The 24,497-nt window shown below is 41.2% G+C and carries 19 protein-coding genes, 2 tRNA genes and 2 pseudogenes; 5 read left to right on the forward strand and 18 right to left on the reverse strand.

Annotated elements, in window-relative coordinates:
* Window positions 1–94: 94 nt before the first annotated feature.
* The 10 genes and pseudogenes from C200_RS09785 to glpT form a co-directional block, all read right to left on the reverse strand.
* Window positions 95–484: a flagellar basal body-associated FliL family protein gene (locus tag C200_RS09785; RefSeq protein ID WP_016209842.1), complete on the reverse strand. Its 390-nt coding sequence runs from the start codon at window positions 482–484 to the stop codon at window positions 95–97.
* Window positions 485–660: 176 nt separating this feature from the next.
* Window positions 661–1,419 (reverse strand): 23S rRNA (guanosine(2251)-2'-O)-methyltransferase RlmB, encoded by a 759-nt coding sequence (gene rlmB, locus C200_RS09790; protein WP_016209834.1) that lies wholly within the window; start codon window positions 1,417–1,419, stop codon window positions 661–663.
* On the reverse strand, window positions 1,416–3,815 hold the full coding sequence (rnr, locus tag C200_RS09795) for a ribonuclease R (protein WP_016209829.1): 2,400 nt from the start codon (window positions 3,813–3,815) through the stop codon (window positions 1,416–1,418). Before rnr ends, rlmB begins: the two co-directional genes overlap by 4 nt.
* Window positions 3,816–3,828: 13 nt before the next feature.
* A complete protein-coding gene (locus C200_RS09800) occupies window positions 3,829–5,106 on the reverse strand; it encodes an NCS2 family permease (protein WP_016209828.1) in 1,278 nt (425 codons plus the stop codon).
* A gap of 88 nt (window positions 5,107–5,194) precedes the next feature.
* Window positions 5,195–6,493: an adenylosuccinate synthase gene (locus C200_RS09805; RefSeq protein WP_016209839.1), complete on the reverse strand. Its 1,299-nt coding sequence runs from the start codon at window positions 6,491–6,493 to the stop codon at window positions 5,195–5,197.
* A gap of 197 nt (window positions 6,494–6,690) precedes the next feature.
* Window positions 6,691–7,584 (reverse strand): protease modulator HflC, encoded by an 894-nt coding sequence (hflC, locus tag C200_RS09810; RefSeq protein ID WP_016209838.1) that lies wholly within the window; start codon window positions 7,582–7,584, stop codon window positions 6,691–6,693.
* Window positions 7,584–8,798, reverse strand: a complete 1,215-nt coding sequence (gene hflK / locus C200_RS09815; RefSeq protein WP_016209836.1) for an FtsH protease activity modulator HflK — start codon at window positions 8,796–8,798, stop codon at window positions 7,584–7,586. The genes hflC and hflK overlap by 1 nt, the downstream gene beginning before the upstream one ends.
* A 19-nt stretch (window positions 8,799–8,817) precedes the next feature.
* The gene (gene hflX / locus C200_RS09820) at window positions 8,818–10,104 is read right to left on the reverse strand and encodes a GTPase HflX (RefSeq protein ID WP_032126639.1); all 1,287 of its coding nucleotides are present in this window, start codon (window positions 10,102–10,104) and stop codon (window positions 8,818–8,820) included.
* Between the two features lie 48 nt (window positions 10,105–10,152).
* Window positions 10,153–10,374, reverse strand: a pseudogene (gene hfq, locus C200_RS09825) (RNA chaperone Hfq); the annotation flags it as partial.
* A 235-nt stretch (window positions 10,375–10,609) separates the two neighbouring features.
* Entirely contained in the window at window positions 10,610–11,977 is a 1,368-nt protein-coding gene (gene glpT, locus C200_RS09830; RefSeq protein WP_016209830.1) for a glycerol-3-phosphate transporter, read from the reverse strand.
* Between the two features lie 330 nt (window positions 11,978–12,307).
* Between glpT and C200_RS09835 the strand changes: the two genes are divergently transcribed.
* Complete coding sequence (locus C200_RS09835) at window positions 12,308–13,330, forward strand: glycerophosphodiester phosphodiesterase family protein (RefSeq protein ID WP_016209826.1); 1,023 nt, start codon at window positions 12,308–12,310, stop codon at window positions 13,328–13,330.
* A gap of 92 nt (window positions 13,331–13,422) precedes the next feature.
* On the opposite strand, the gene C200_RS15980 is transcribed toward C200_RS09835, so the two are convergent.
* Window positions 13,423–13,569, reverse strand: a complete 147-nt coding sequence (locus tag C200_RS15980) for a hypothetical protein (RefSeq protein WP_164997259.1) — start codon at window positions 13,567–13,569, stop codon at window positions 13,423–13,425.
* A gap of 283 nt (window positions 13,570–13,852) precedes the next feature.
* Between C200_RS15980 and C200_RS09840 the strand changes: the two genes are divergently transcribed.
* From C200_RS09840 to C200_RS09850, 3 genes are all read left to right on the forward strand, one after another.
* Window positions 13,853–15,328 carry an APC family permease gene (locus C200_RS09840; RefSeq protein WP_016209845.1) on the forward strand — a complete coding sequence of 492 codons (1,476 nt, stop codon included), beginning with the start codon at window positions 13,853–13,855 and terminating at the stop codon, window positions 15,326–15,328.
* A gap of 165 nt (window positions 15,329–15,493) precedes the next feature.
* Window positions 15,494–16,441 carry a sphingomyelin phosphodiesterase gene (locus C200_RS09845; protein ID WP_016209843.1) on the forward strand — a complete coding sequence of 316 codons (948 nt, stop codon included), beginning with the start codon at window positions 15,494–15,496 and terminating at the stop codon, window positions 16,439–16,441.
* A gap of 318 nt (window positions 16,442–16,759) precedes the next feature.
* The gene (locus tag C200_RS09850; RefSeq protein WP_016209827.1) at window positions 16,760–18,319 is read left to right on the forward strand and encodes an SH3 domain-containing protein; all 1,560 of its coding nucleotides are present in this window, start codon (window positions 16,760–16,762) and stop codon (window positions 18,317–18,319) included.
* A gap of 75 nt (window positions 18,320–18,394) precedes the next feature.
* Here C200_RS09850 and C200_RS09855 read toward each other — a convergent pair whose 3' ends face one another.
* The gene (locus tag C200_RS09855; protein WP_016209841.1) at window positions 18,395–18,589 is read right to left on the reverse strand and encodes a hypothetical protein; all 195 of its coding nucleotides are present in this window, start codon (window positions 18,587–18,589) and stop codon (window positions 18,395–18,397) included.
* A gap of 219 nt (window positions 18,590–18,808) precedes the next feature.
* Here C200_RS09855 and C200_RS09860 point away from each other — a divergent pair, with 219 nt between their 5' ends.
* Window positions 18,809–19,507, forward strand: coding sequence for a DUF3865 domain-containing protein (locus C200_RS09860; protein ID WP_016209831.1), 699 nt, complete (start codon window positions 18,809–18,811; stop codon window positions 19,505–19,507).
* 32 nt (window positions 19,508–19,539) lie between these two features.
* Here the strand turns inward: C200_RS09860 and C200_RS09865 are convergent.
* The 6 genes and pseudogenes from C200_RS09865 to recA form a co-directional block, all read right to left on the reverse strand.
* Window positions 19,540–19,616: transfer RNA gene (locus C200_RS09865), tRNA-Arg, on the reverse strand.
* An 11-nt stretch (window positions 19,617–19,627) separates the two neighbouring features.
* Window positions 19,628–19,717: transfer RNA gene (locus C200_RS09870), tRNA-Ser, on the reverse strand.
* 155 nt (window positions 19,718–19,872) lie between these two features.
* Window positions 19,873–20,049, reverse strand: a pseudogene (gene csrA / locus C200_RS16555) (carbon storage regulator CsrA); the annotation flags it as partial.
* Window positions 20,050–20,355: 306 nt separating this feature from the next.
* Window positions 20,356–22,950 (reverse strand): alanine--tRNA ligase, encoded by a 2,595-nt coding sequence (gene alaS / locus C200_RS09880; protein WP_016209848.1) that lies wholly within the window; start codon window positions 22,948–22,950, stop codon window positions 20,356–20,358.
* The gene (locus tag C200_RS09885) at window positions 22,947–23,429 is read right to left on the reverse strand and encodes a regulatory protein RecX (RefSeq protein ID WP_016209835.1); all 483 of its coding nucleotides are present in this window, start codon (window positions 23,427–23,429) and stop codon (window positions 22,947–22,949) included. Before C200_RS09885 ends, alaS begins: the two co-directional genes overlap by 4 nt.
* Window positions 23,407–24,447: a recombinase RecA gene (gene recA, locus C200_RS09890; protein WP_016209844.1), complete on the reverse strand. Its 1,041-nt coding sequence runs from the start codon at window positions 24,445–24,447 to the stop codon at window positions 23,407–23,409. The genes C200_RS09885 and recA overlap by 23 nt, the downstream gene beginning before the upstream one ends.
* Window positions 24,448–24,497 lie beyond the last annotated feature (50 nt).

Below are 24,497 nucleotides of genomic sequence, written 5' to 3' on the forward strand. Positions count from 1 at the left end.
TCCATGGCTCGCAGCGTTTGTTAAATAATTATTATTTCCAACTAATAACCAGAAAGAAAATCCATTAAAAATCTACTAATTTAAAAATATAATGTTAGTTATAATTAAATTTAGTAAACAATACACGCTTAATATCTACATTTTGTGCATTTTCAGTTAAAACACGAGTAATTGTTTTTAATGCTTCGGACTGCAACCCATTCACACCCCTTTTCTTAGAAAGTTTTTTCAAGGTCTGCTGGCTAAATAGGTCAACCAAAGCACTACGAATTAACGGCATATTATTATTAATGACCTCTTCAACTGAAGCATCTTTAGGAATTAATAATGTCACTTCAACATATAAATGCTTTGTTGTCCCTTGCAGATTAGTTAAAAACTGTGGGCGAATATGTACATAAGCCAATTCAGCTGCCAAACAAAATGAGCTAAATAACAACAATATAATAACCAATAAACAGCGCTTAACTACATGTAATTGCATAATCAAGCTCCCTCTTTAATTACCCTAACTATAGATGATCACTTAATGATTACCACTCACATCACACCCTAGACATTCCCATGTTGCAAGAACACAAATTAAAACACTCCTGAGGTAGCGCTGTCATCAAACCAATAAAACAAAACCGGCAATTGAGTTATCGTTCAATATTCTTCCTAGCGCTTTTCCTGCAGCTGACGCTGACGCACAGCCTCAAACAAGCATATTCCTGTTGCCACAGATACATTTAAACTCGATACCGCCCCAGCCATTGGGATATGCGCTAAAAAATCGCAATGCTCTCGTGTTAAGCGACGCATACCCGCACCTTCTGCACCCAGGATAATCACTTGACGTCCCGAAAATTCAACATCATAAACGCTTTTTTCTGCTTCACCGGCCATGCCAGTCACCCAAAAGCCCAACTGCTGCAGATTTTCTATGGTTCTGGATAAATTAGTCACCAACACCAAAGGCAGTGTTTCTGCGGCGCCACAGGCGACCTTGCGTGCCGTTGCACTTAAAGGAGCTGAACGATTTTTTTGCGTAATCACCGCAGTAACGCCCGCAGCTTCTGCAGTACGCAGGCAAGCACCTAAATTATGCGGGTCTTCCACACCATCGAGAATTAATAACCAGGTGTTTTCGCCTGCCTTTTCAATAATCGCATGCAAATCATCTTCATGATAACTGTGTCCGCCCATATAATGAGCCACAACACCTTGATGTGTCTGCTCGGGAACCATGCGATCTAAAGCACTGCGAGTAACTCGCTCTATCGCCACCCCACCTTCACGCGCTAACTGCACCAGCTGATCCATTTTTGCATCACTGCGCCCTTTTAATAAGTGCACAACCTTTATCTGCTCAGGGCTACGTTTTAGAAGAGCATTCACCGCATGAATTCCAAAAATAAGTTCTTTTGAATGTTTCATTTATTTTTTTTCTTCACTTTAAATCTGCTAGATTTAGCGTTATTTTTAACCTTTGCTTTTCGATTTGAATTTTTTTTAGTGGCTTTTTTAGCTGCTACTGGCTGTTTATCGTCAGCCACTGTGGATTTTTTAGATTGAGCTACTTTTTTCCCTATCTTTTTCTTAGCTGTTTTTTTTGTGCCCTGCGAGTTGCCTTTTTTTTGTAAGTTATCTTGTAAAAACTCGAGCAAAGAAAAATCAATCATTTTCGTATCAAGATTAACATTTGCAACAACAATCTCAACTTCATCACCCAAGGTATAACAACGCTTTGTTCTCTCTCCCATCAAGCAATGGCGAGTGCCATCAAAGTGATAATAATCACCCTGTAGTTGACTAACATGAACCAAACCTTCAATGTAAACATCTTTAATCTGGACAAAAATACCAAAATGAGTGACTGCTGAAATAGTCCCAACAAACTGCTCACCTATTTTATCCAGCATATATTCACACTTTAAGGCATCTAAGGCATCACGTGTCGCTTCATCAGCACGGCGCTCGGTCATTGAGCAATGCTCACCATACTCCAGCATTTTCTCTTCGCTATAACTCACTCCACCAGTTAAACCGAGCTGATGACGAATAATGCGATGAACGAGTAAATCTGGATAACGCCGAATGGGTGAAGTAAAGTGTGTATACGCAGGATAAGCTAAACCAAAATGGCCTTTCTCCTCGGGCGAATACACCGCTTGCATTAATGAGCGTAGCAACACTGTCTGCACAACATGAAAATCATCACGCCCTTGAATTGACTTTAACGCCATCGCGTAATCTTGCGGACTGGGTTTACTCCCCCCCGGCAAATTTAAACCAAGCTCAGAGAAAAACTGTCGCACATCAACCACTTTATCGGCCTTAGGCCCTTCATGCACACGATACAAAGCAGCAAGTTCATGCTTACGTAAAAAGCGCGCCGTTGCAACATTTGCACACAACATACACTCTTCAATTAAGCGATGCGCCTCATTGCGTGCTGAGGGTACAATTTTTTCGATTTTGCGATCAGACCGAAATAATACTTTCAGCTCAGTCGTTTCAAAATCTAAGGCCCCTCGCTCTTCACGGCGCTTTAATAATACCTGATACATGGTATATAAACTGTGTAAATGCGGTACAAGCGCTCGATATTTTTCTTTTAATCTTGTGTCGTCATGCTCTAAAATCTGGCTCACGTCTGTATAAGTCAAACGCGCATGAGAGCGCATAAGCGCTGGATAAAACTTATACCCAGATAAACGCCCTGCAGCACTGATCGTTATTTCACTAACCATACACAGCCGATCAACATGCGGATTCAATGAACAAAGGCCATTTGATAAAATTTCAGGCAACATCGGTACCACACGACCAGAAAAATACACTGAATTACCACGCTTTAATGCTTCTTTATCCAAGGCACTGCCCTTGCGTACATAGTGACTCACATCAGCAATAGCAACATATAAGCGCCAGCCACCACTAACTTTCTCCTCACAATACACCGCATCATCAAAATCACGTGCATCTTCGCCATCAATCGTCACTAAGGGCAATTCTCTTAAATCAACTCGCCCTTTTTTATCTTTTTCTAGAACCTCTTCACCAAAATCTTGCACTTGTTCTTGCACGGCCTCAGGCCACTCATGAGGAATATTATGAACACGCAGTGCCACATCCGTTTCCATACCTGGCGCCATATAATCACCAAGAATCTCAACAACGCGACCATCAGCCTGACGGCGGTAACTTGGGTGAGAAAGAATTAATATGCTCACCATCTGGCCATCTTCAGCACCACCGGCATTTTCAGCCGTAATAAAAATACGTTGTTTGGTTTTTTTATCATCTGGCTCAACATAGTGGCCACGTGCTGAGGTGAAAAATCGTCCGGTCACTTGCTCAACACCGCGCTCAATAATATCAACCACCGTACCTTCACGACGCCCTTTGGCACTTACACCAGAGATACGTGCTTGTACAATATCACCATGCCAAAGCGCTTTCATCTGCCCAATACTTAAAAAAACATCATCCGCATCATCCAAGCAAACAAAGCCAAAGCCATCCTTATGCGCATGCACACGACCTTCAACCAGCTCAAATTTATCGGCCGGATAATAGCCTTCTTTTTTGCGAACTAACTGACCATCACGCTCCATCGCACGTAACCGCCGTCGCAACGCCTCTAAGCTTTCTTCATCTCTTAGCGCGAGCTGCTCAGCAATCTCACCACGTGATAATGCAACCGCTGCTCCTTTAATTAAAGCTAAAATATGTTCACGACTTGCAATCGGGTTTTCATATTTATTTGCCTCACGCCGAGCGTGAGGATCTTGCTGTGCTTTTTTACTTGTTGTCTTCTTTTTTACCATAAATTTTTATACTCTAATGGGCTAAAAAAAACAGCCCAATAAATAACACCCCTATGAGCCATAGCCCACAAGGAATCTCTTTTATTTTCCCAGTCAATGTGTAAATAATCAAATAACTTAATATTCCCAAGCCAATGCCATCTGCAATAGAAAAACTCAGTGGAATCATAATCACCGTGATAAAACACGGCACTGCAATACGTATCTGTTGCCAATCTATCTTCACTATACAGCGAAAAATTAAAATTGCGACATACACTAATACAGGCGCTGTCGCATAACTTGGAATCGCGGTCGCCAATGGTGCAAAAAATAAGATAATAAAAAATAATCCAGCCACCACAACACTGGTTAAACCCGTTCTTCCTCCAGCACCAATGCCCGCAGCACTCTCAACATAAGCAGATAAACTCGTTGTCCCTAATAAGGCACCCAGCGCAGTTCCTGCACTTTCTATATAAAAGGCGCGAGTTAAGCGTTGGCCTTTAATCTCATGATGTAAATTCGCTTGCTCTAACAACCCTAACATCGTCCCGGTATTATCAAATAAAACGAGAATAAAAAACGTTACAATGGCCGATATCATACTGACATGCAATAAGGCGTGGATATCTAAACGCAACCACGTCGGCGCCAGTGAAGGTGGCATACTTAACACACCATGAAATGAACTAATACCAAAAACTGCACCCAGAATACTCACGCTAATAATGCTAATTAATATGCCACCTTTAACACGATAATAATCCAAGATAACAATCATCAAAAAACCAAATACGCTTAATAGAACTTCTGGCTTATGCAAAGACCCTAAGGTCACCAAAGTCGTTGGACTACTAACAACCACACCTGAGATTTTCAAGCCCAATACACCGATAAATAAACCAATGCCACCCGTAATTGCAAAAACCAAAGGCTCTGGAATCGCCCCAACTAGCCAGTGACGCAAACGCAATACCGTTAAGATATAAAACAAAACCCCTGAAACGAATACCGCAGCAAGCATACTCTCCCAGCTATACCCCTGAGCACCAACTAAGACAAAAGCAAAATAAGCATTCATACCCATACCAGGTGCAACCGCCACAGGGAAGTTTGCCCATAGCCCCATCGCCAAGGTTGCCATTCCTGCGGCCAAGCACGTTGCAACAAATACGGCTCCTTTATCCATCTGCGTGGTTGCCAAAATGCTTGGATTAACGATAACGATATAAGCCATTGTTAGAAAAGTTGTTATACCAGCAATTACTTCAGTTCGTGCAGTCGTTTGATAATGTTTAAGCTGAAACACTTAAAGTAATGCCTCCAAAACACAAGGTACAAAATACATCAACATTAAAGAAGAAAGGCGCCTGCTGGCGCCTCTTTCAAACTCATCATTATAAACTTTCAAATGGATGCTGCAATATTATCGTCTCAGAGCGTTCCGGCCCCGTTGATACCATATGCAACGGTGCACCAACAAGCTCAGCCAGACGCTGAACATAGCGTTGGGCATTAACAGGAAGCTTACTCCACTCTGTCACACCACGAGTTAACTCTGTCCAGCCAGGCAACTCTTCATAAACGGGAACACAACGCTCATAATCAGCCGCATCAGCAGGAGGCAGCACGTGCTTTTCTCCGTCCATCTCATAATGCGTACAGACTTTGAGGGTCTTAATACCATCTAAGACATCTAATTTAGTAATACAAAGGCTTGAAAAACTATTCACCTGTACAGAACGACGTACAGCAACAGCATCAAACCAACCACAACGGCGCGAACGACCCGTTACCGTGCCAATCTCACGGCCAACATTTGCTAAACGCTCGCCAATTTCACAATCTAGCTCTGTAGGAAAAGGCCCACCACCCACACGTGTTGTATAGGCTTTGGTCATTCCCCAAACTTCATTCAAGTGCAAAGGCCCAAAGCCAGTACCACAGGCCGCATTACCTGCCGTTGTATTCGATGACGTTACATACGGATAAGTGCCATGATCGACATCGAGTAATACACCTTGAGCACCTTCAAAAATAATATTTTTAGCTTCACAGCGTGCAACTTCTAACTCTGCTGCAATATCGCCCATCATCGGTACAATCACTTTCGCCCACAGCTTAAGGTCAGCCAATAATTCGTCATAGCTCACCGGCTCTTCATTAAAGTAATGAACCAAAGTAAAGTTATGATAATCAAGAATATCTTTAAGCTTTTTTTCAACACGGTCAAAATGCACAAGGTCTCCGACTCGTAATGCCCGACGAGCGACTTTATCTTCATAGGCTGGACCAATACCACGGCCTGTTGTGCCAATAGCTGACTTACCCCGTGCTTTTTCACGCGCCTGATCTAAGCGAATATGAATAGGTAAAATCAATGGACTTGCATGGCTAATCCGTAAACGCTCTTCAACTGGAATGCCCCGTGATTGAAGCTCTTGCATCTCTTCTATCAACGCCGCAGGAGATAGCACAACACCATTGCCAATCATACAGCGCACATGCGCATGCAAAATACCCGAAGGAATCAACCGTAATTTGGTTGTCTCACCATTAATGACTAAGGTATGCCCCGCATTATGACCTCCTTGAAAGCGAACGACAATATCCGCTTTATCTGTCAATAAATCAACAACCTTCCCTTTGCCTTCATCACCCCATTGACTCCCCAGTACAATGATATTTTTACCCATTACTTCTCTCTTCGCTTAGCTTAAAGATTAATCACATTCGTTTACACAAAAACCGAATCAATATAACAGATTTTTCTACCATTTACTAAGATATTTAAGATATTTCTCATACACAAAAAAATACATAAAAAAATGCTGCGCAATGCAGCATTTTTATATAAAACAAAAACAATAAAGATAAAAAATAAATATTTGCTCTAGCCTTTACCTGTGGAGTTAAAGTACTTAAAAAACTCACTATTTGGCTGCAATACAAACACACTATCTTTATTATTAGCACTCTCAAATGAATTTTTATACGCCTCTAAGCTACGATAAAAGCTATAAAATTCAGGTGCTACCGAATAAGCTTTAGTATAAATAGATGCTGCCTGCTTATCCCCTGCTGCTCTAAATTTTTGTGCATTGAGCTCTGAACGTGCCAAAATTTCAATTTGCCGCGCATCAGCCCGTGCACGAACGATTTCAGCTTGCTCTTGTCCTTCAGCTCGAATTTTCGATGCCTCTTGCTCACGCTCTGCACGCATGCGCGCAAACACCGAATCTGCCACTTCTGTCGGCAGGTTAATCTGTTTAATGCGCACATCAACAACGTAAATACCATAATTAGTCAATTTAGACTCAACGGTATCACGAATGTCTTTCATGACCTGATCACGTTTACCACCGGCCAACAACTCTTGAATGCTCGCATTACCAAATTCAGCACGTAACCCATCATTGACCTGCTGACTGATTAGTACTTGTGCTCGAAGAGCATCACCACCGGTTGCGGTATAATAACGTTCAAAGCTATCGATTTTCCACTTCACAAACGAGTCGACAATCACGTCTTTTTTCTCTTTGGTCACGATGCGCGATGCATCAATCGATAAGTTTTGAATACGTGCATTAAAGGTTAAAACGCCTTCAACACCTGGCCACTTAAAGTGTAACCCTGGCATTTTCAAGGCGACTTTACCATCTTGCTGCTCAACTTTACCTAAGCGCACCAGCAATGCTCGTGAGCCCTGCTCAACTGTGTACATAGAACTGTAAGCAAGGCCACCGATGATAATGAGTGTAGCAAGGCCCATCATACTTTTTTGCATTATTGTGCTCCTTGCCAACGTAGATACGCAGTACGCTGATTATTAGCAGCATTACTGCTATTATTACTCGCATTCACCGATGATGATTGCTGAGCACTGGCTGATTGATTTTGCAAAGTCACCGGATTATATGACGTGACTTTTTTTCCACCCAGCATATCGCCTAAAGGTAAATAAAAGAGATTATTTCCACCCTTAGTATCCATCACAACTTTTTGGTTCTTACCTAAAATACTTTCCATATATTGAAGATACAAACGTTCTTTTAATAGTTTTGGATTCGCTTTATACTCTGGCAAATACGCATTAAACCGCGCCGTGTCACCTTGAGCATCATCAATAACCTTTGCTTTATACGCTTTCGCCTCTGCCTCTAAGCGCGCGCCCTTACCTTGTGCAATCGGCACAATCTTATTGGCATACGCATTGGCTAAGTCAATCACCCGGACCTTATCCTCACGTGCTTTAATCACATCATCAAACGCACTTTTAACCTCTTCAGGTGCTTTTGCCGGTTGCATGGCAATATCTGTCACCTGAATACCTGTCTGAAATGGCTTTAATGTTGTAATAATCTGTTTTTTAATCTCTTGGCGAATCTTCTCACGACCTGTTGCAAGCACTTCATTCAGTTCTGACTCACCGATCACCTGACGAACAGCACTATCGGTCACCTCACGTAACGTCTCCACAGGATCATCAACTTCAAAAAGAAAATTACGCAAGCCATTACTGCCGGGTGTTGTATCAATTTTGTATTGAACGGCCACATCAACAAAGACAATATTCTCACCACTGGTGAGCATTTGCCCTGACGTTTTAAACGACATCACCTGATCAACATTGACAACTTTACGAGACTCTACAAAGGTTGGAATCCAGTGCATACCAGGCCCCACGGTCTCAATAAACTTACCAAAGCGCAAAATCGCACCTTCTTGTGCCGGTTGTACAACAAAAAAACCAGAAGCACCCCAAAGGCCCAACAAAATAACGCCAACAACACCAGCAAGTATCATTCCGCCCTTTGAGCTATTTCCTCCAGAGGAAGACGAACTGCCACCATTGCCACCACCAAGACCTAAAGCACGTCGCAAAGAACCTGTGATCTTGCGTAACACCGCATCTAAATCTGGTGGCCCATCATCGCGCTTATTGTTTTTATTGCCCCAAGGGTCTTTATTATTATTCTGTCCAGGCTCATTCCAAGCCATAGCTTCCTCCAGAGTTTTTCTAATACTGCTTACACTGTATCAACGAAAGGCCGTAACGGTCTAATGCATGATTTAAAACCGCATACGAGCCTTTCACATGAATCCAAGCCCAATCTTCATCATACCGCTCAGAGAGCACTGTACGCAAGCGATGTAACTCTGTACGTACCTCTGCTCTATTCATAGGAATTCGCAGAACCGTATCAACTGCTTCACCACCGATAGCATAAAGAATTTTTTCATAAAGCACATCAAAACCTAGTTGTTTAACCGCACTTACCCGAGCCCAACTCTCCTGGCAATCAAGCTTTAAAGCTGAGCTTGCTAGATTATCTAATAAATCAACTTTATTGAATACTAAAATTTGCGGAATATGCTCCGCTCCAATCTCTACCAATACTTCATTAACCTGCTCAATACGTAGTAAATAGTCCTCACTCGCCCCATCAATCACATGTAACAACAGATCAGCTTGTGCAGTTTCTTCAAGCGTTGCTCGAAATGCATCAATGAGCTGAGGAGGCAATTGCTGAATAAAACCTACCGTATCTGCCAACACAATGTCACCAAATCCTGGAATAACAGCACGACGCAATGTTGGATCTAAAGTTGCAAATAAACGGTCATCCGCATAGGCGGAGCTATCAGACAAAGCATTAAACAATGTTGATTTACCTGCATTTGTATAACCAACCAAGGCAATTGTGGGTTGCTGTGAACGCTGACGGCGCTGTCGGCCTAAGGCACGGCTATCGCGAATATGCACTAAACGCTTTTTTAATGTGGCAATCCGTTGACGCAAGACACGACGATCAACTTCTAAACCAGTTTCACCAGCACCACCACGTACACCGATTCCACCGCGCTGCTGATCATAATGGCCAGACTTTTGCACTAACCGTGTTGCTTGATGCTGCAGCTGCGTCAGCTCAACCTGTAATTTCCCTTCAAAAGTTCGCGCACGCTTAGCAAAAATATCAAGAATTAAGTCAGTACGATCAAGTACCCGACACGAAAACAGCGTACTTAAATTTCTTACTTGCACTGAGGTTAAAGCATGGTTAATAATGACTTCGCTAATGCCTTCATTACTATTAATAAATTCTTCTTTAACCCGCTCAATTTGACCTTGACCTAGAAAAGAAGCCGCATGAACATCGCTTCTAGACAAACAAATTTCATTCACAATCTCACGACCAGCTGAAACAATCAACTCACGAAACTCAGTAAGAGGACCTGTACTTTCCAGTGAACGAACAGTAAGGTAGATCAATAGTACCTTCTGATCAGAATATAATTTAGCCAAGAATTTAACCCGTCATTATTCGCTGTTACCGTTGAGTCCATCTCCGTGAGAACTTTGTGGTAATTTAACAGGTTTAGCAGGCACAATCGTAGAAATTGCATGCTTATAAATCATTTGATTGACTGTATTTCGCAACAAAATCACAAACTGATCAAACGACTCAATTTGCCCTTGCAACTTAATACCGTTGACCAGATAAATAGAAACAGAAACTTTTTCTTTGCGTAGCGTATTCAAGAAAGGGTCTTGTAACGATTGCCCTTTTGACATATTTAGCGCTCCTTTATAATAATCATTGTTACCGCTGTGCTCTAACTGGCACTCTTCACAAGTTTAGCATGCATTTTTCAAAATCAAAATGCCCCTCTACCCAGCATCAGCCAGCTTAATATTTGCCATCTCAATACGAAACATTCCTGCCGAAATTGTAGCTCTTACAATCTAAGCCCCAAACCCAGAGTTTCAATCTAAAAAAACAACACACTTAAACACTTAAATAACCACATTAAGTCATATTTGCAACGCTTGCAGCCTTCTTTTTACTATGACTAGACCAGGTTAGTGATAAAAAGAAAATCGCTAAAATGCACGCTGCAACTAGCATGATAAAACCACCACGCCAACCTAAATACTGCACAATATACCCCATTAACGCATTAGCGAGGACTGCCCCTCCCAAATAACCAAATAGCCCAGTTAATCCTGCTGCTGTTCCCGCCGCTTTTTTCGGCACTAAATCCAACGCCTGAACACCAATCAGCATCACCGGCCCATAAATCAAAAAACCAATTGCAATCAAAGCTAGGCTATCAACCCATGGATGCCCTGCCGGAGAGAGCCAATACACTAAAACCGCCCCGACAACCCCTAACATATACAAAATTGCTGCAGGTGCACGCTGCCCACGAAACACCTTATCACTAAGCCAGCCACAAACGATCGTCCCAGGAATACCCGCATATTCATACAGAAAATACGCCCAATTAGATTCTTTATGGTCAAACCCCTTCGCTTCTGTTAAATAGGTTGGCGCCCAATCAATCACCCCATAACGCACTAGATAAACAAAGACATTTGCCAGCGCGATATACCATAACAACTTATTGTTTAGCACATATTTAAACAAAATTTCCCGCGTTGTCAGCTCGCGCTCATGATCATAATTATGCTCATTATGTTGAGCTACTGCAGGACAGTCATTATTATAAACTTCAATTGGCGGCAAACCCACAGATTGCGGTGTGTCTCGTAAGGAAAAAAATACAAAAATGGCAACTACAATGGCAATCAAAGCTGGAAAGTAAAACAAGCTTTGCCAAGCAGAAAAAAGAGCCAGCCCCATAATTGCCAAAGGGCCAATCAAACCACCCCCAACATTATGAGCGACATTCCAGATGGACATCTTCGTGCCACGCTCACCAACTGAGAACCAGTGTACCATCGTACGTCCACAGGCAGGCCAACCCATGCCTTGAAACCAACCATTTAAAAACATCAAACAAAACATCAAAGGAATGCTAGACATCGAAATTGATGCTGCACCAAAAAATAGATTAATCAACGCCGAAAGCAATAAGCCAACGGTTAAAAAAGTACGTGGATTGCTTCGATCTGAGATGGTTCCCATCACAAACTTACTCAAACCATAGGCAATAGAAACCGCAGCCAAGACTAATCCTAAATCCCCTTTGTCAAAACCTTGCTGCTGTAAATAAGGAATAGCCAAAGAAAAATTTTTGCGGACAAGGTAATAACCAGCATAACCAATAAAAATACCTAAAAAAACCTGAAACCGATAACGCTTATAAGCACTGTCTACTGTCTCTTTTGGTAAAGGGGCACGATGGCGTGCTGGCTTAAAAATATTGAACATACTCACCCTACTTATAATTACTCAAAACCTAGCTTAATTAAGCACTAATCGGCAATGCTAATGCTATGGAGTATTTTCACTAAAATTAATACAGTTTGCCGATTATACATAAAAATTATTAGAAATCATTCGATTTATAATAAGTATTTGTAATGTATTTCATTCATAATTAATCACAGTCAATAATATTTCGTTAAATTATCGAAAACAAACATTATTGTATTGACAAAAAGAAACAATAAAATTAAAACAATGAGGCTTGCTTATCCCTAGACCTGCGTCACAGCAATAGCATGTGCCCGAGCTAAATTAAAACACCGAGGAAAATGAATGAAAAAAATAATCCATTCTTTATTAGTCACAGCAACCACACTAACAACTCTAAGCTTTAATGCACACGCCGTAGACATTTATGGTCACCGCGGTGCGCGCGGTCTTTCGCCTGAAAACACCATCCCCGCCTATAACACAGCTCTACGCCTTGGCGTTAACTATGTTGACATGGATATTACCATGACCAAAGATGGCGTCCTCGTTGTCAACCATGACTTAAACCTTAATCCAAACACAACGAAAAACAATAAAGGGCAATGGGTCTCTAAAAAAAACTCGCTTTTCATCAATACATTGACACTCAAACAGCTGCAACACTATGACGTTGGCACGATAAAACCTGGGACGCCCTATAGCACGCTCTTCAGTCAACAATACCCAGTCCAGCACACCAAAATCCCAACATTAAAATATGTAGTTCAATACGTCAAAGCAATTGCTGGCGAGAAGGTCGGCTTTCAAGTTGAAATTAAAACAGACCCAGCACATCCACACCAATCAGCCACACCCAAGCAGTTTGCAACAGCACTGGCTAAATTACTTAAAGCAGAGGGCATTACTGATAGAACAGAAGTTCAAGCCTTTGATTGGCCCTGCTTAATTGCTCTACAAAAAATCAATCCAAACATTAAAACCGCTTACCTTACAGAGGCCGCCAGCAATAAGCAAATGACCTCTGATAACCCAAAAATCGCGGGATTATGGACAGGTGGCCACCTCTTAAAAAACTACAATAACTCCATTCCAAAAATGATCCATGCTTTAGGTGGTAAGTTATGGGATCCAGAAGATCGTGAACTCACTAAACCATCCCTAGAAGAAGCGCATAAGCTTGGCTTAAAAGTCGTTGTCTGGAGTGATCCAGTCGCAACAGGCCAAGCCTTTGATAACAAAATGATGGAAAAGATGATTTCTTGGGGAGTCGACGGCATTATTACTGATCGCCCAGACCAATTACGTGGGCTCATTGCAGCACGAGGCTTTAACCTCCCTCAAGGCTTTATAATCAACAACACTTAAACTCCTTCTTTATTCACCAATAACTATTTAATAAAAGCCCCTACCATCTAAACATTTACAGGGGCTGGATTATACACTCACCGATTAATCAACTAAGCAGCTGATTGAGCAAAATTTTTTCCTGCATTTGCCATAATAAACTGTCCTGTGGCAACAAAGGGCGCAACCATACTATTCACAATTTGTGACTTCTCCGCATGATTAAAGCTACATGCTTGCAACAAAAGCACCGCAAACAAGCACGCTCCTATTCTTACTAGCACTTTTAGATATATGCTTTTTAACATAAAAATTAAATTACACATCTAGACCACAACACAACAGACTATACACCAGCTCTTAGCACGAACAAAGAAACCGTCAATTTAAATTTGAAATACATCATAAAAAACAAAAGCTCATGAAAATTCATTATTGCAAAAATAATAAGACTTGTGGTTATATAAGTTGATTATTAGCTGCATATTGAGCCCATATTTTGAATTTTAACTAACTTACATTTAAAAACCTATAGGAGATTATATGAATCAGGATAATAAGATTGGGCTATTTTCAGTGATTGTCATCGCAGTCACCTCAATGATTGGTTCAGGCTGGCTATTTTCAGCACAGCTTAACGCCCAGCTGGCAGGAAACTATGCATTTATTGCCTGGATCATTGCCGCTGCAGTTGCAATTATTGTTGGGCTGTGCTTTTCTCGGCTCTGCATTCTTTTTCCCGAAAGAGGCATTAATGCAAAGTGCACATCAATCAGTCATGGTAAAGACTTTGGTATGATTTTTGCCTTTGCCATCTGGTTTGGACTTCTCGCGATGATCCCCACAGAAGCACAAGCAACAACGCAATATCTCAGCCCTTTTATCAAATTTGTCACATTATATCAAAACGATGCCCTAACCATCACAGGCAAATTTGCTGCACTAGTTATCCTTCTGGTTTATTTTATCATTAACTACTTTGGCATCACTCTACTTGCTAAAGTCAATAATATATCCACAGTATTTAAAGTCTCTATTCCTCTTTTAACAATCATCATCTTGCTTGCTGCTCACTTTGATACAACAAACTTTAACCTAAGTGCTAATGCCAATGAATACACTCTAAAAACAGTTAAAACTGCTTTAATTGGCGCTGGCCTAATTTATGCTTTTAACGGCTTTCAAGTCGTCGCCGCTTTTGCCAGTGAAATTAAAAATCCACAACGCAATGTACCTCTTGCAATTATTATTTCTATTCTCTTTACGCTTGGCATCTATATGCTGTTACAGCTTGCCTTTATGGGAGCAATTCCAACAGAGATTGCAATAAAAGGCTGGTCTCAATTAAATTTTAACAGCCCATTGGTCAATTTAACCATGCTACTGGGCCTTAATTTTATTGTTATTGCCTTAATTGCTGACTCTATTGTCAGCCCATCAATTACCGGTATGACCTACTTAGGTGCCTGTTCAAGAATGCTCTATGCCATGGCAGAACAAGGCCAAATGCCACGCTGGATTGCTAAGCTGTGCCCAAAGCATAACCTTAGCAAACGCTCTCTTATTCTTAATTTTATTATTTCTGCCATTATCCTATTTAATAGCTCAAGTTGGGCCGCCCTGATGGTCCTTACCACTGCCTTTAATATTCTCGGCTACATTGGTGCACCGCTGGCTCTAGGCGTGCTGGATAAAAAACGGCGTTTTTTTTATGGTGTTGTCTTTGTCATGCTCGGGCTATTGCTAAGCACGTTAAACACTCAAGACTTTATTCTCAGTAACTTAGCCATTTCGGTCATGATGGTCATTTATGCTGGAGTTCAACTCAAAAATGGCAAACGCTTTAACCTGAGAAGTTTTTCCTTTATCGCTTATTTATGGATCTTAATGCTTGTTGCTCACCTTAACTGGGCGGTTGTTATTCTTGCCTTCGCATTCTTCTTTTATGCCACCGGAGAAAAATTTACTCAACAATCAAAGATTCTTAATCCTCCAGAAGCAAAATTTACCAGCGCGTAATACACAAACACTCAAACTCGAATTCAGGCAGCGTTAAAAAATAATAAACGCTGCGCTTAGATTAAAATTAACCAAACATTAATAATTAATAAAGTTTTTAGTTAGTTATAAACATTAAATTTACATAAATAATTAATCCAACTAAATTAATCAGGGTATCGCCTAATGTTCAAGTACCTACTTATTTTTCTTAGCCTTTTTTCTTGCCTGACCACTCTGTTTGCTATTGACCTTCAAATCATAACCTACAATGTCAATCTATTACCTAATATTCCAATCAGTTCGCTGACTAAAAATTTAAACCGCCCCTTTCAACGCGCCAAACTGATTCCAGAACATTTAAAAACTGCAGATATCGTTGCACTCCAAGAAGCCGTTGACCCAATCATGCGCCTAATGATTAGCAACAGAATGAAAGATCTTGGCTTTACTTACAAAACACCTGTTGTCGGCTCACCCTGGTGCCACCCCTTACACCCGGCGCTACTGAATGGTGGTGTGATTATTTATAGCAAATATAAATTTGTAGGCTCCCCACAACAATTAATTTACCCACGCTCAACAGGTTGGGAAAGCATTTCTAATAAAGGAGCTATGTACGTTCCAATTGAAAAAGACGGTGTTATCTTTAATATTTTTGCGACCCACACTCAAAGCGTCAGTACTGGCACAGAAAAAGCGCCGAAACAAATGATTAAATTACATGACCAAATTAATCACTTAGCAACATTTATCAGCAACTTAAATATTCCAGCAAACCAGCCTATACTCGTCCTCGGTGATTTTAATAGTAACAGCGGCAATATTCACCAACAGGATAAAAGCCAATATCCTCTCTATCTAGATCTAATTAATACGTTAAATGCACAACTCGCAACACCCTATAGTACAGATAGCCTTCCCTACAGCTATGATACAGTGACAAACTCAATGGCTACAGACCAAGGGCCACAAGAAACACTGGATTACATTTTTTGCTTAAAAAGCCACCCCTGCCCAAGCACAGGTAGCACAACAATTTTCAAGATTACAGATAGTAGCTTAGGTAATAAACCTGACTTATCAGACCACTATCCAATCCAAGCACAGTTGCATTATGATCTATCACAATAGCCTTATAATCTAAACTAAAACACAATTAAGCATTAAACCCTCTTAATGCACAGAGCTGTTTAATGACTTAAACAGCTCCAAAATATAACAAAATACAATCAATTAACTATAAAACAATTAATCCCATACACAAAATTATCAAAAATAAATAGAATCAAATTATCAAACCAGCCAAGATTACCTCTCTACATAATAATCAAGATAAACTCTATATAAATAGCTCCTAAAAAAGCTAAAAATATAATATATCTTGACCAAAATATAATTCATATGGCAGGATTCACATGCCTATAAACACAAAAAAAGAGTGTCGCTAAAATGAAAAATAAAATAGTATCAATGCTCATATTAGCAGCTGCTAATTTAATCACGCATGCAGCACCAAATAATATGACCATCCCGATTGAATTAACACAAGATGCATTTAACTATATTAATCCAAGCAAAATTAACGACACTGTTATCAGTGCAGCCAAAGCAAAGAAGATGCAAACCTATTTTAGGAAACAATACTTTTATCAATGGTCAAATAAGGCAAATCAGCAATATTTTTATTATGTTCCTGGCGTTGAAAGCTCTAAAAATAACATTCTTCAATTAGAGGAAAACACGATAAAGTTCTATCAGGGAAAAGTCGGCTACGATAAAAACTACCAGCTACATAAAAACGATTGGATCGCTGCAATATCTGATAATATGAACTTAGCAAGCTTTCCTAATGTCCCCTGCCAAAACCCAAACTCATCAGACACCAACAGCTGCTTAGGCATTATTGTAAAAAACGCACAGGTCAGATCTTTACCAAGCAGTGATGCATTTTACCATGATTTCACCACACCCGGCGAAGGCTACCCTTTTGATTACTTACAGCTGTCCGCGCTTTGGATCGGCACACCGGTGATGCTCATGCAAACGACACAGGATGGTCAATGGATTTTGATAAAAGGGCAGGGAACAATGGGCTGGGTTCCCATAGCCAGCGTAGCTAAGGTCACCCCTAAATTTATAACGTTCTGGCAAAACGCCAAGTTTGTTACTCCATTAGAAAGAAGACAAAACTTATTTATTAAAGAAAATAATATTGGTAGTTTAGTCATTCAAGCAGGATCAGTACTCGCCGCTCATAACAAAATCATGCAAATCCCTATGTCACCATGGGTTATATACATTCCTACTCGAGGTAAAGACGGCTACGCCAAATTAATAAATATTAAACAAAACAGGCTCAATGTTAGCCCATGGCCGATCAGCCCAACTTATAAAAATTTTGCAAATCAAATTAATAATTTATCTGAAATGCCTTATGGCTGGGGTGGCAAAGACTTAAACAATGACTGCTCAGGGCTATTAAGGCGACTATTTACTAGCTTCGGCATTTGGCTACCACGCTCCTCCCTGTGGCAAGCGGACTATGCTGGTAAAAAATATAGTCTATATGGACAAACTCAAGCAGAAAGAAAAGACTGGCTCATCAATCAACAGGGTCCAAGCCAACTTATTCCATTTATGTCTTTAATTAGCTTTGGAAATAGTGAAGAAAAAACCAGCCATATCGCACTGTATTTAGGAACAACACAATATAACAAAGAAAAAACAGCCATTATGTTCCATGCACCATGGGGAGTCCCCATGACCAATAATAATACCAAAGAGTCAGGACGTGCTTTGGTCGCTCAATCGTTAATCAGCCCTGTAGGCATGGGTGATGCCCTCTTTGCAGGAGTCTCTGCTCAAGGTTGGAGCTTATCATCACTGTGGGATAAAGTGGGCTTTAACGTGACTATACTCACTGAATCACCTAATAAGCAATTATTACAACAACAAAACGCTTTAGGTGCAGAGGCAACTAACGCAAAAGACTACATTATTTCTAAATAATAGCGACAAATCGGTAGGCTGGCGTTATTATCACCCAGCCTACTCCACTCTTTTATACTGCTAAACTTTAATTATTTATAATATGGTGCCTTCACATGACAGCACTGCTCGCAAGGCTTCTTTTTGAGCTCTTTTTTGATCAAAAAATAAAGCCGGCTGATTCAGTTGTATTGACTCAGTAAAAGCAAAGCTTGCTTGTAACAATTGATGATGATTTGATGATAAGCCAAAAAAATCATCATCCTCTTCACACGGCATAAACTTTTGCATAAAGTTCTTCACGTTAACACAACAGCACGAAACATTATCCACTCCTGTATCAAAAACAAAAATTGAGCAATAGTAATCTATCTCTTGTTTTAATTTTTAGCAGATTTAAATGCTAGCCTAGATTCAGTGACGCCTTTATTAAACATATCCACAGCATATCAAATCACTTATAATTTCTGTAAATTCAAGGAAATAATAGCAGCAAGAGGAGAACATACTATGCAACAAGAAAAATTCAAACAAATGTCTGCCGATTTAATGGCCTTAAAAGAAAGTGAATTTTTAGCACACAACTTTAATAAAAACCCCATCGCTCAAGCACATCAACAATTTAACCAAAAGCAAATTACATTTTTTATTCAACAATGGGCGCTCATTGCTAACCGTTATATTACAAACTTAATCCAAATGGAAAAGACAATCAGTCCAAATGGCTGGGAAATTGTTGCCACTATAATTCAAGAAATCATTACGGACGAGTTAAGTCATCACACACAAAAAACCACTCATTATGAAACATTAGGAATTAACTTTCATAATATAACCGCTTCGAGAGCAACATCAGTACTTTTTAACAACATGGACACTGCTTTCTGCAAAGAAGTTTCCTATATTGTCGGCACGCTCTATGCTACCGAGGCGAAAGCTATCGAAGAGTTACTAATGCTTAGAAAGATCATACTGTCCTTATCAAAAGGCAATCTGTCTAGCACCATGCATGTCTTTCTCGATGAGCCTATTAATAAATGGAAAATTACTCACTTAGAAGGTCTGAATAGCAGTATCTATAAATACTTAAGCCCTGAAGACTATGGCCTTTTTCGATTAGGTTTTACGGATATGATTCTAGGGCTCAATGCCTGGTGGATGAATATTACGACAGAAACATTAGCACAGCGAGAAACAGTCGAGGCTTAAAGCAATAAGGTGAGGAGAAAGGCAAGGTAAGTTGGCGCGCCCGGAAGGATTCGAACCTCCGACCGCCTGGTTCGTAGCCAGGTACTCTATCCAGCTGAGCTACGGGCGCGTCGATTAACGTGGCGGAGAGGGAGGGATTCGAACCCTCGGTACGCTTTAGCATACGGTTCCTTAGCAGGGAACTGGTTTCAGCCACTCACCCACCTCTCCAGCGACTCGGCAAATTATACAGACTTGCCGAGCGAAGTCAAATACTTAGGACTTATTTCCATCTATAATTATCTATTTCCATCTATATCATCACTGCCTGGGAAAGGGACACGATTACCGTTCATTTCAGAACCAGAAGAATGGCCTGCTTGACTTTGACCACCATCTTTTTCTTCTTGAATGCGTAAATAGATTTCTTCACGGTGAACAGAGACCTCTTTAGGTGCATTCACACCAATACGAACTTGATTACCACGAATACCGAGGACAGTCACAGTGACATCATCACCAATCATTAATGTTTCACCAATACGGCGAGTTAAAATTAACATTAAAATTTTCTCCTTTGCTTAAACCCTTCGCATCTCATGTCCCACAGAACCTGGTCAGTTATACTACGAGCTAGGCACTAGAGTCTTTATGCCCTAGTACTAATATCGTCAAAAATAACAACTGACTTTAGTCTAAACATTCGCCCTAAAACATCCGTTAGGACTTATGCTGTGCAACATCAAGCACGAGCTGCGAATACTACCCTGTTCTTTATAAAAATTCAACAAATTTAGCACATCTTTAACATAAAAAGGCCCTTCCTGGACCTTTTATTAAATCAAATTATTTTTATTTTATCGCTAGATTTATAGCCGCTCAGCCACCCAAGCAGTTACATTTTCTAGCGCTTGGGCCAGTTTTTCAGGCTCGCGGCCACCGGCTTGGGCCATATCCGGCCGACCACCGCCTTTACCGCCAACTTGCTCTGCCACAAAGTTAACTAATTGTCCTGCCGGTACTTTACCCTTGCAATCAGGTGTAGAACCTGCAATTAAGTGAACCCGGCTATCCTGTACAACGGCCAAAATAATCACCGCAGAACCCAGTTTATTTTTCAACTGATCGACTAAATCACGCAAGCCTTTCGCTTCAACGCCCTCAACTTTCGTAGCCAAAAGTTTAACGCCTTTAACCTCTACCGCTAGGGATGCTAAATCAGCACCTTGAGAACGGGCTAACTGCGCTTTTAAGCGCTCAGTTTCTTTCTCTAAGTGACGCAGTTTTAACAATAACTGATCTGCTTTTTCAACCACAGTATGGCGATTGCCCTTAAATTTTTCTGCCAACGTCTGCAACGCTTGCTCATGAACAGTCACATAAACCAAGGCGTCTTCACCCGTCACCGCCTCAATACGACGTACACCTGCAGCAATACCTGACTCACTGGTAATTTTCATCAAACCAATATCACCGGTGCGCTTAGTATGTGTTCCACCACAAAGCTCCATAGAAAAATTACCCATAGACAGCACACGCACATCATCCGCATATTTTTCGCCAAATAAAGCCATTGCTCCTTGTGCTTGCGCGACCTCTATTGCCATTATATTTGTTTCTATAGGATGATTGCAGCGAATCTGCTGATTGACCAAACCTTCTATTTCAGCTAACTGTACTGCATTAATCGCTTCAAAATGAGAGAAATCAAAACGTAAATGTCCACTATCGACCAAAGAACCTTTTTGCATCACATGCTCACCCAACACTTTTCTTAACGCTGCATGTAATAAATGCGTTGCTGAGTGATTTAACGCTGTTGCTTGGCGTTGCTTATCATCAACTAAGGCCTGCACCTCTTCACCAATAAAAAACTCACCTTTAACCACTCGACCAATATGCAAAATCGCCTCTTGCTGCTTTTGCGTATCTGTGACTAGAAACTCAGCTCCTCCTGCCTTAATGATTCCAATATCGCCCACTTGCCCGCCAGACTCAGCATAAAAGGGCGACGCATCGAGCACGAGCACCCCCTCTTGGCCTGAGGTAATTTGCTCAACACTTACTCTACCTAGAATAATATCCGTCACTTTTACCTGATCTTGCGTTTTATCATAACCATTAAATGTTGAGCAGGTTTCTAACTGAACTAACTCATTATAATCCAGGGAAAACTGACTTGCAGCGCGGGCACGCTCACGCTGTGCCTCCATATGCACCTCAAAACCTGCTTCATCAACAGAGAGATTACGCTCCCGAGCAATATCTGCCGTCAAATCCACCGGAAAACCATACGTATCATAAAGTTTAAAAATAGTCTCACCAGGAATCTCAGAGCTGGTTAAATCTGCAATACTTTGCTCAAAAACACGCATACCTTGCTCCAGCGTTTTTGCAAACTGCTCTTCTTCTTGCAGTAATATACGTTCAATCATCGCCTGTTGCTGAAGCAGTTCTGGATAAGCCTCTCCCATCTGTTGTACCAGCGGGGCAACTAACTTGCAAAAAAATGCGTCTTGAATACCTAATTTATGGCCATGACGAATGGCGCGACGAATAATACGCCTAAGCACATAACCTCGACTTTCGCTCGAAGGGACAACTCCATCAACAATTAAAAAACTACACGAACGAATATGATCAGCAATGACCCGCAATGACGGGTTTGCCAAATCACGGCAATGCGCCAAATCTGCGGCATAACGAATTAAGGCCTGAAAAAGATCAATATCGTAGTTATTGTGCACTCCTTGTAAAATAGCGGCTAAGCGCTCAAGACCCATCCCCGTATCAACAGATGGCTTAGGCAACGGGTTAAGTTCACCATCGGCCCCCCGGTTATATTGCATAAAGACAATATTCCAGATTTCTATATAGCGATCACCGTCTTCATCGACAGTCCCTGGCAACCCACCAAACACCTCAGGTCCATGATCATAAAAAATTTCACTGCATGGGCCACACGGCCCAGTATCACCCATTTCCCAAAAATTATCTTTAGTGGCAATACGAATCACTCGTTCTTGACTTAAGCCGATATCATTGGTCCAAATCGTCGCGGCTTCCTCGTCTTTGTCATACACCGTCACCCATAGTTTTTCTTTAGGCAACTTCATAACTTCAGTTAAAAACTCCCATGCAAACAAAATCGCTTCACGCTTGAAATAATCACCAAAGCTAAAATTACCCAACATCTCAAAAAACGTATGATGGCGTGCGGTATAGCCAACATTATCCAAGTCATTATGCTTGCCCCCTGCGCGCACGCAACGCTGAGACGAGGTCGCTCGTGTATAATCACCTTGCTCTTGACCTAAAAAAACATCCTTAAACTGCACCATGCCGGCATTAGTAAATAATAATGTCGGATCATCTTTAGGCACTAAAGAACTGCTGGGCACAACACTGTGCCCTTTACCTTTGAAATAATCTAAAAACGCTTGACGAATTATGGCTGTTTTCATTCTTCACTCACTTGCTGACGGCCTTGCTGTAAAGCCGCTTGAATATGCTCGAACTCAAAGCCTCGAGACTGTAAAAATCGTATTTGGCGCGCCTGATCATTAAGATATTCTCCTGAACGGCCAAAGCGCTTATACCACACCCTAAACGCGTTATCATACCATTGCTCATCATAGTCTGCGAGTACAGTAATAATAATCGACTCTGTCACTCCCTTATGAAATAAAGCCTGTTTGATTTTTAACGGTCCCTGACCCGCTGCCACTTTAACCCGTACATAACTTTCACAAAAACGCTGATCGCACAGCAAGTTTTGCGCTTGCAAAGCGCTTAAAACAACATCAAGTAAGGGCAATAATTGACAATCAATACGAGGCTTTAACCGTTCATAAAGCTCACAATAAGAATATTCGCGTCGCGCTAAAAAACGAATCGCGGCGACACGAATCGACGAGGCATCAACCAGCGGCGTGTTCTGCATTCTGTTCTTTAGCGGCCGAAGTAGTTCCTAGATCAAGTTTTTGAGCACGTACGCCTGCTTCAATTTCTGCCATCATTTCAGGGTGATCTAATAAAAATTGGCGGACATTTTCCTTACCTTGACCGATGCGTGTTTCATTATAGCTATACCAAGCCCCTGCTTTATCAATCAATCCACAATCAACACCTAAGTCTATTACCTCGCCGGCGCGAGAAATACCTTCACCATATAAAATATCAAATTCTGCTTGTTTAAATGGTGGTGCTACTTTGTTCTTTACCACTTTAACCCGCGTTTGGTTCCCTAGCACATCTTCACCTTTTTTAATCGCTCCAGTACGGCGAATATCCAAGCGCACAGAAGAATAAAACTTCAGCGCATTGCCTCCTGTCGTTGTCTCAGGATTACCAAACATCACACCAATTTTCATACGAATTTGATTAATAAAGATCACCAACGTCTTCGAGCGACTAATACTACCGGTAATTTTACGCAAGGCCTGGCTCATTAAGCGGGCTTGCAAACCCACATGGACATCTCCCATATCACCATCAATTTCAGCTTTTGGTGTCAGCGCAGCTACAGAGTCAATGACAACGACATCAACCGCGCTAGAACGGACTAACATATCAGCGATTTCTAAGGCCTGTTCACCAGTATCTGGCTGAGAAACAATTAAATCTTCAACATTCACACCCAAGCGCTCAGCATAAATCGGATCTAAAGCATGCTCGGCATCAATAAAAGCCGCTGTGCCACCTTTTTTCTGGCACTCTGCAATGGCTTGCAAAGTCAACGTGGTTTTTCCTGAAGATTCAGGCCCGTAAATTTCAACAATACGGCCTTTCGGCAACCCCCCCACACCCAAGGCAATATCCAACCCCAACGATCCAGTCGAGATAACTTCTAGACCTTGGTTTAAATTAGAATCCCCTAAACGCATCACCGAACCTTTACCAAATTGACGTTCAATTTGCGATAAAGCGGCCTGTAAAGCTTTGCTTTTTTGTTCTGACATAAGTTTTATCCCCTCATTTTTATGCGTTTATTCTATGCTAAAGGCCGCTT

Source organism: Piscirickettsia salmonis LF-89 = ATCC VR-1361 (assembly GCF_000297215.2).
GTDB lineage: Bacteria > Pseudomonadota > Gammaproteobacteria > Piscirickettsiales > Piscirickettsiaceae > Piscirickettsia > Piscirickettsia salmonis.

What these genes read in the sequence shown, in the direction of transcription:
- C200_RS09785 (WP_016209842.1), bottom strand. Translation starts at nt 484, where the DNA reads ATGCAATTACATGTAGTTAAGCGCTGTTTATTGGTTATTATATTGTTG.
- rlmB (WP_016209834.1), bottom strand. Translation starts at nt 1,419, where the DNA reads ATGAAACATTCAAAAGAACTTATTTTTGGAATTCATGCGGTGAATGCT.
- rnr (WP_016209829.1), bottom strand. Translation starts at nt 3,815, where the DNA reads ATGGTAAAAAAGAAGACAACAAGTAAAAAAGCACAGCAAGATCCTCAC.
- C200_RS09805 (WP_016209839.1), bottom strand. Translation starts at nt 6,493, where the DNA reads ATGGGTAAAAATATCATTGTACTGGGGAGTCAATGGGGTGATGAAGGC.
- hflC (WP_016209838.1), bottom strand. Translation starts at nt 7,584, where the DNA reads ATGCAAAAAAGTATGATGGGCCTTGCTACACTCATTATCATCGGTGGC.
- hflK (WP_016209836.1), bottom strand. Translation starts at nt 8,798, where the DNA reads ATGGCTTGGAATGAGCCTGGACAGAATAATAATAAAGACCCTTGGGGC.
- glpT (WP_016209830.1), bottom strand. Translation starts at nt 11,977, where the DNA reads ATGTTCAATATTTTTAAGCCAGCACGCCATCGTGCCCCTTTACCAAAA.
- C200_RS09835 (WP_016209826.1), top strand. Translation starts at nt 12,308, where the DNA reads ATGAAAAAAATAATCCATTCTTTATTAGTCACAGCAACCACACTAACA.
- C200_RS09840 (WP_016209845.1), top strand. Translation starts at nt 13,853, where the DNA reads ATGAATCAGGATAATAAGATTGGGCTATTTTCAGTGATTGTCATCGCA.
- C200_RS09845 (WP_016209843.1), top strand. Translation starts at nt 15,494, where the DNA reads ATGTTCAAGTACCTACTTATTTTTCTTAGCCTTTTTTCTTGCCTGACC.
- C200_RS09850 (WP_016209827.1), top strand. Translation starts at nt 16,760, where the DNA reads ATGAAAAATAAAATAGTATCAATGCTCATATTAGCAGCTGCTAATTTA.
- C200_RS09855 (WP_016209841.1), bottom strand. Translation starts at nt 18,589, where the DNA reads ATGCAAAAGTTTATGCCGTGTGAAGAGGATGATGATTTTTTTGGCTTA.
- C200_RS09860 (WP_016209831.1), top strand. Translation starts at nt 18,809, where the DNA reads ATGCAACAAGAAAAATTCAAACAAATGTCTGCCGATTTAATGGCCTTA.
- alaS (WP_016209848.1), bottom strand. Translation starts at nt 22,950, where the DNA reads ATGAAAACAGCCATAATTCGTCAAGCGTTTTTAGATTATTTCAAAGGT.
- C200_RS09885 (WP_016209835.1), bottom strand. Translation starts at nt 23,429, where the DNA reads ATGCAGAACACGCCGCTGGTTGATGCCTCGTCGATTCGTGTCGCCGCG.
- recA (WP_016209844.1), bottom strand. Translation starts at nt 24,447, where the DNA reads ATGTCAGAACAAAAAAGCAAAGCTTTACAGGCCGCTTTATCGCAAATT.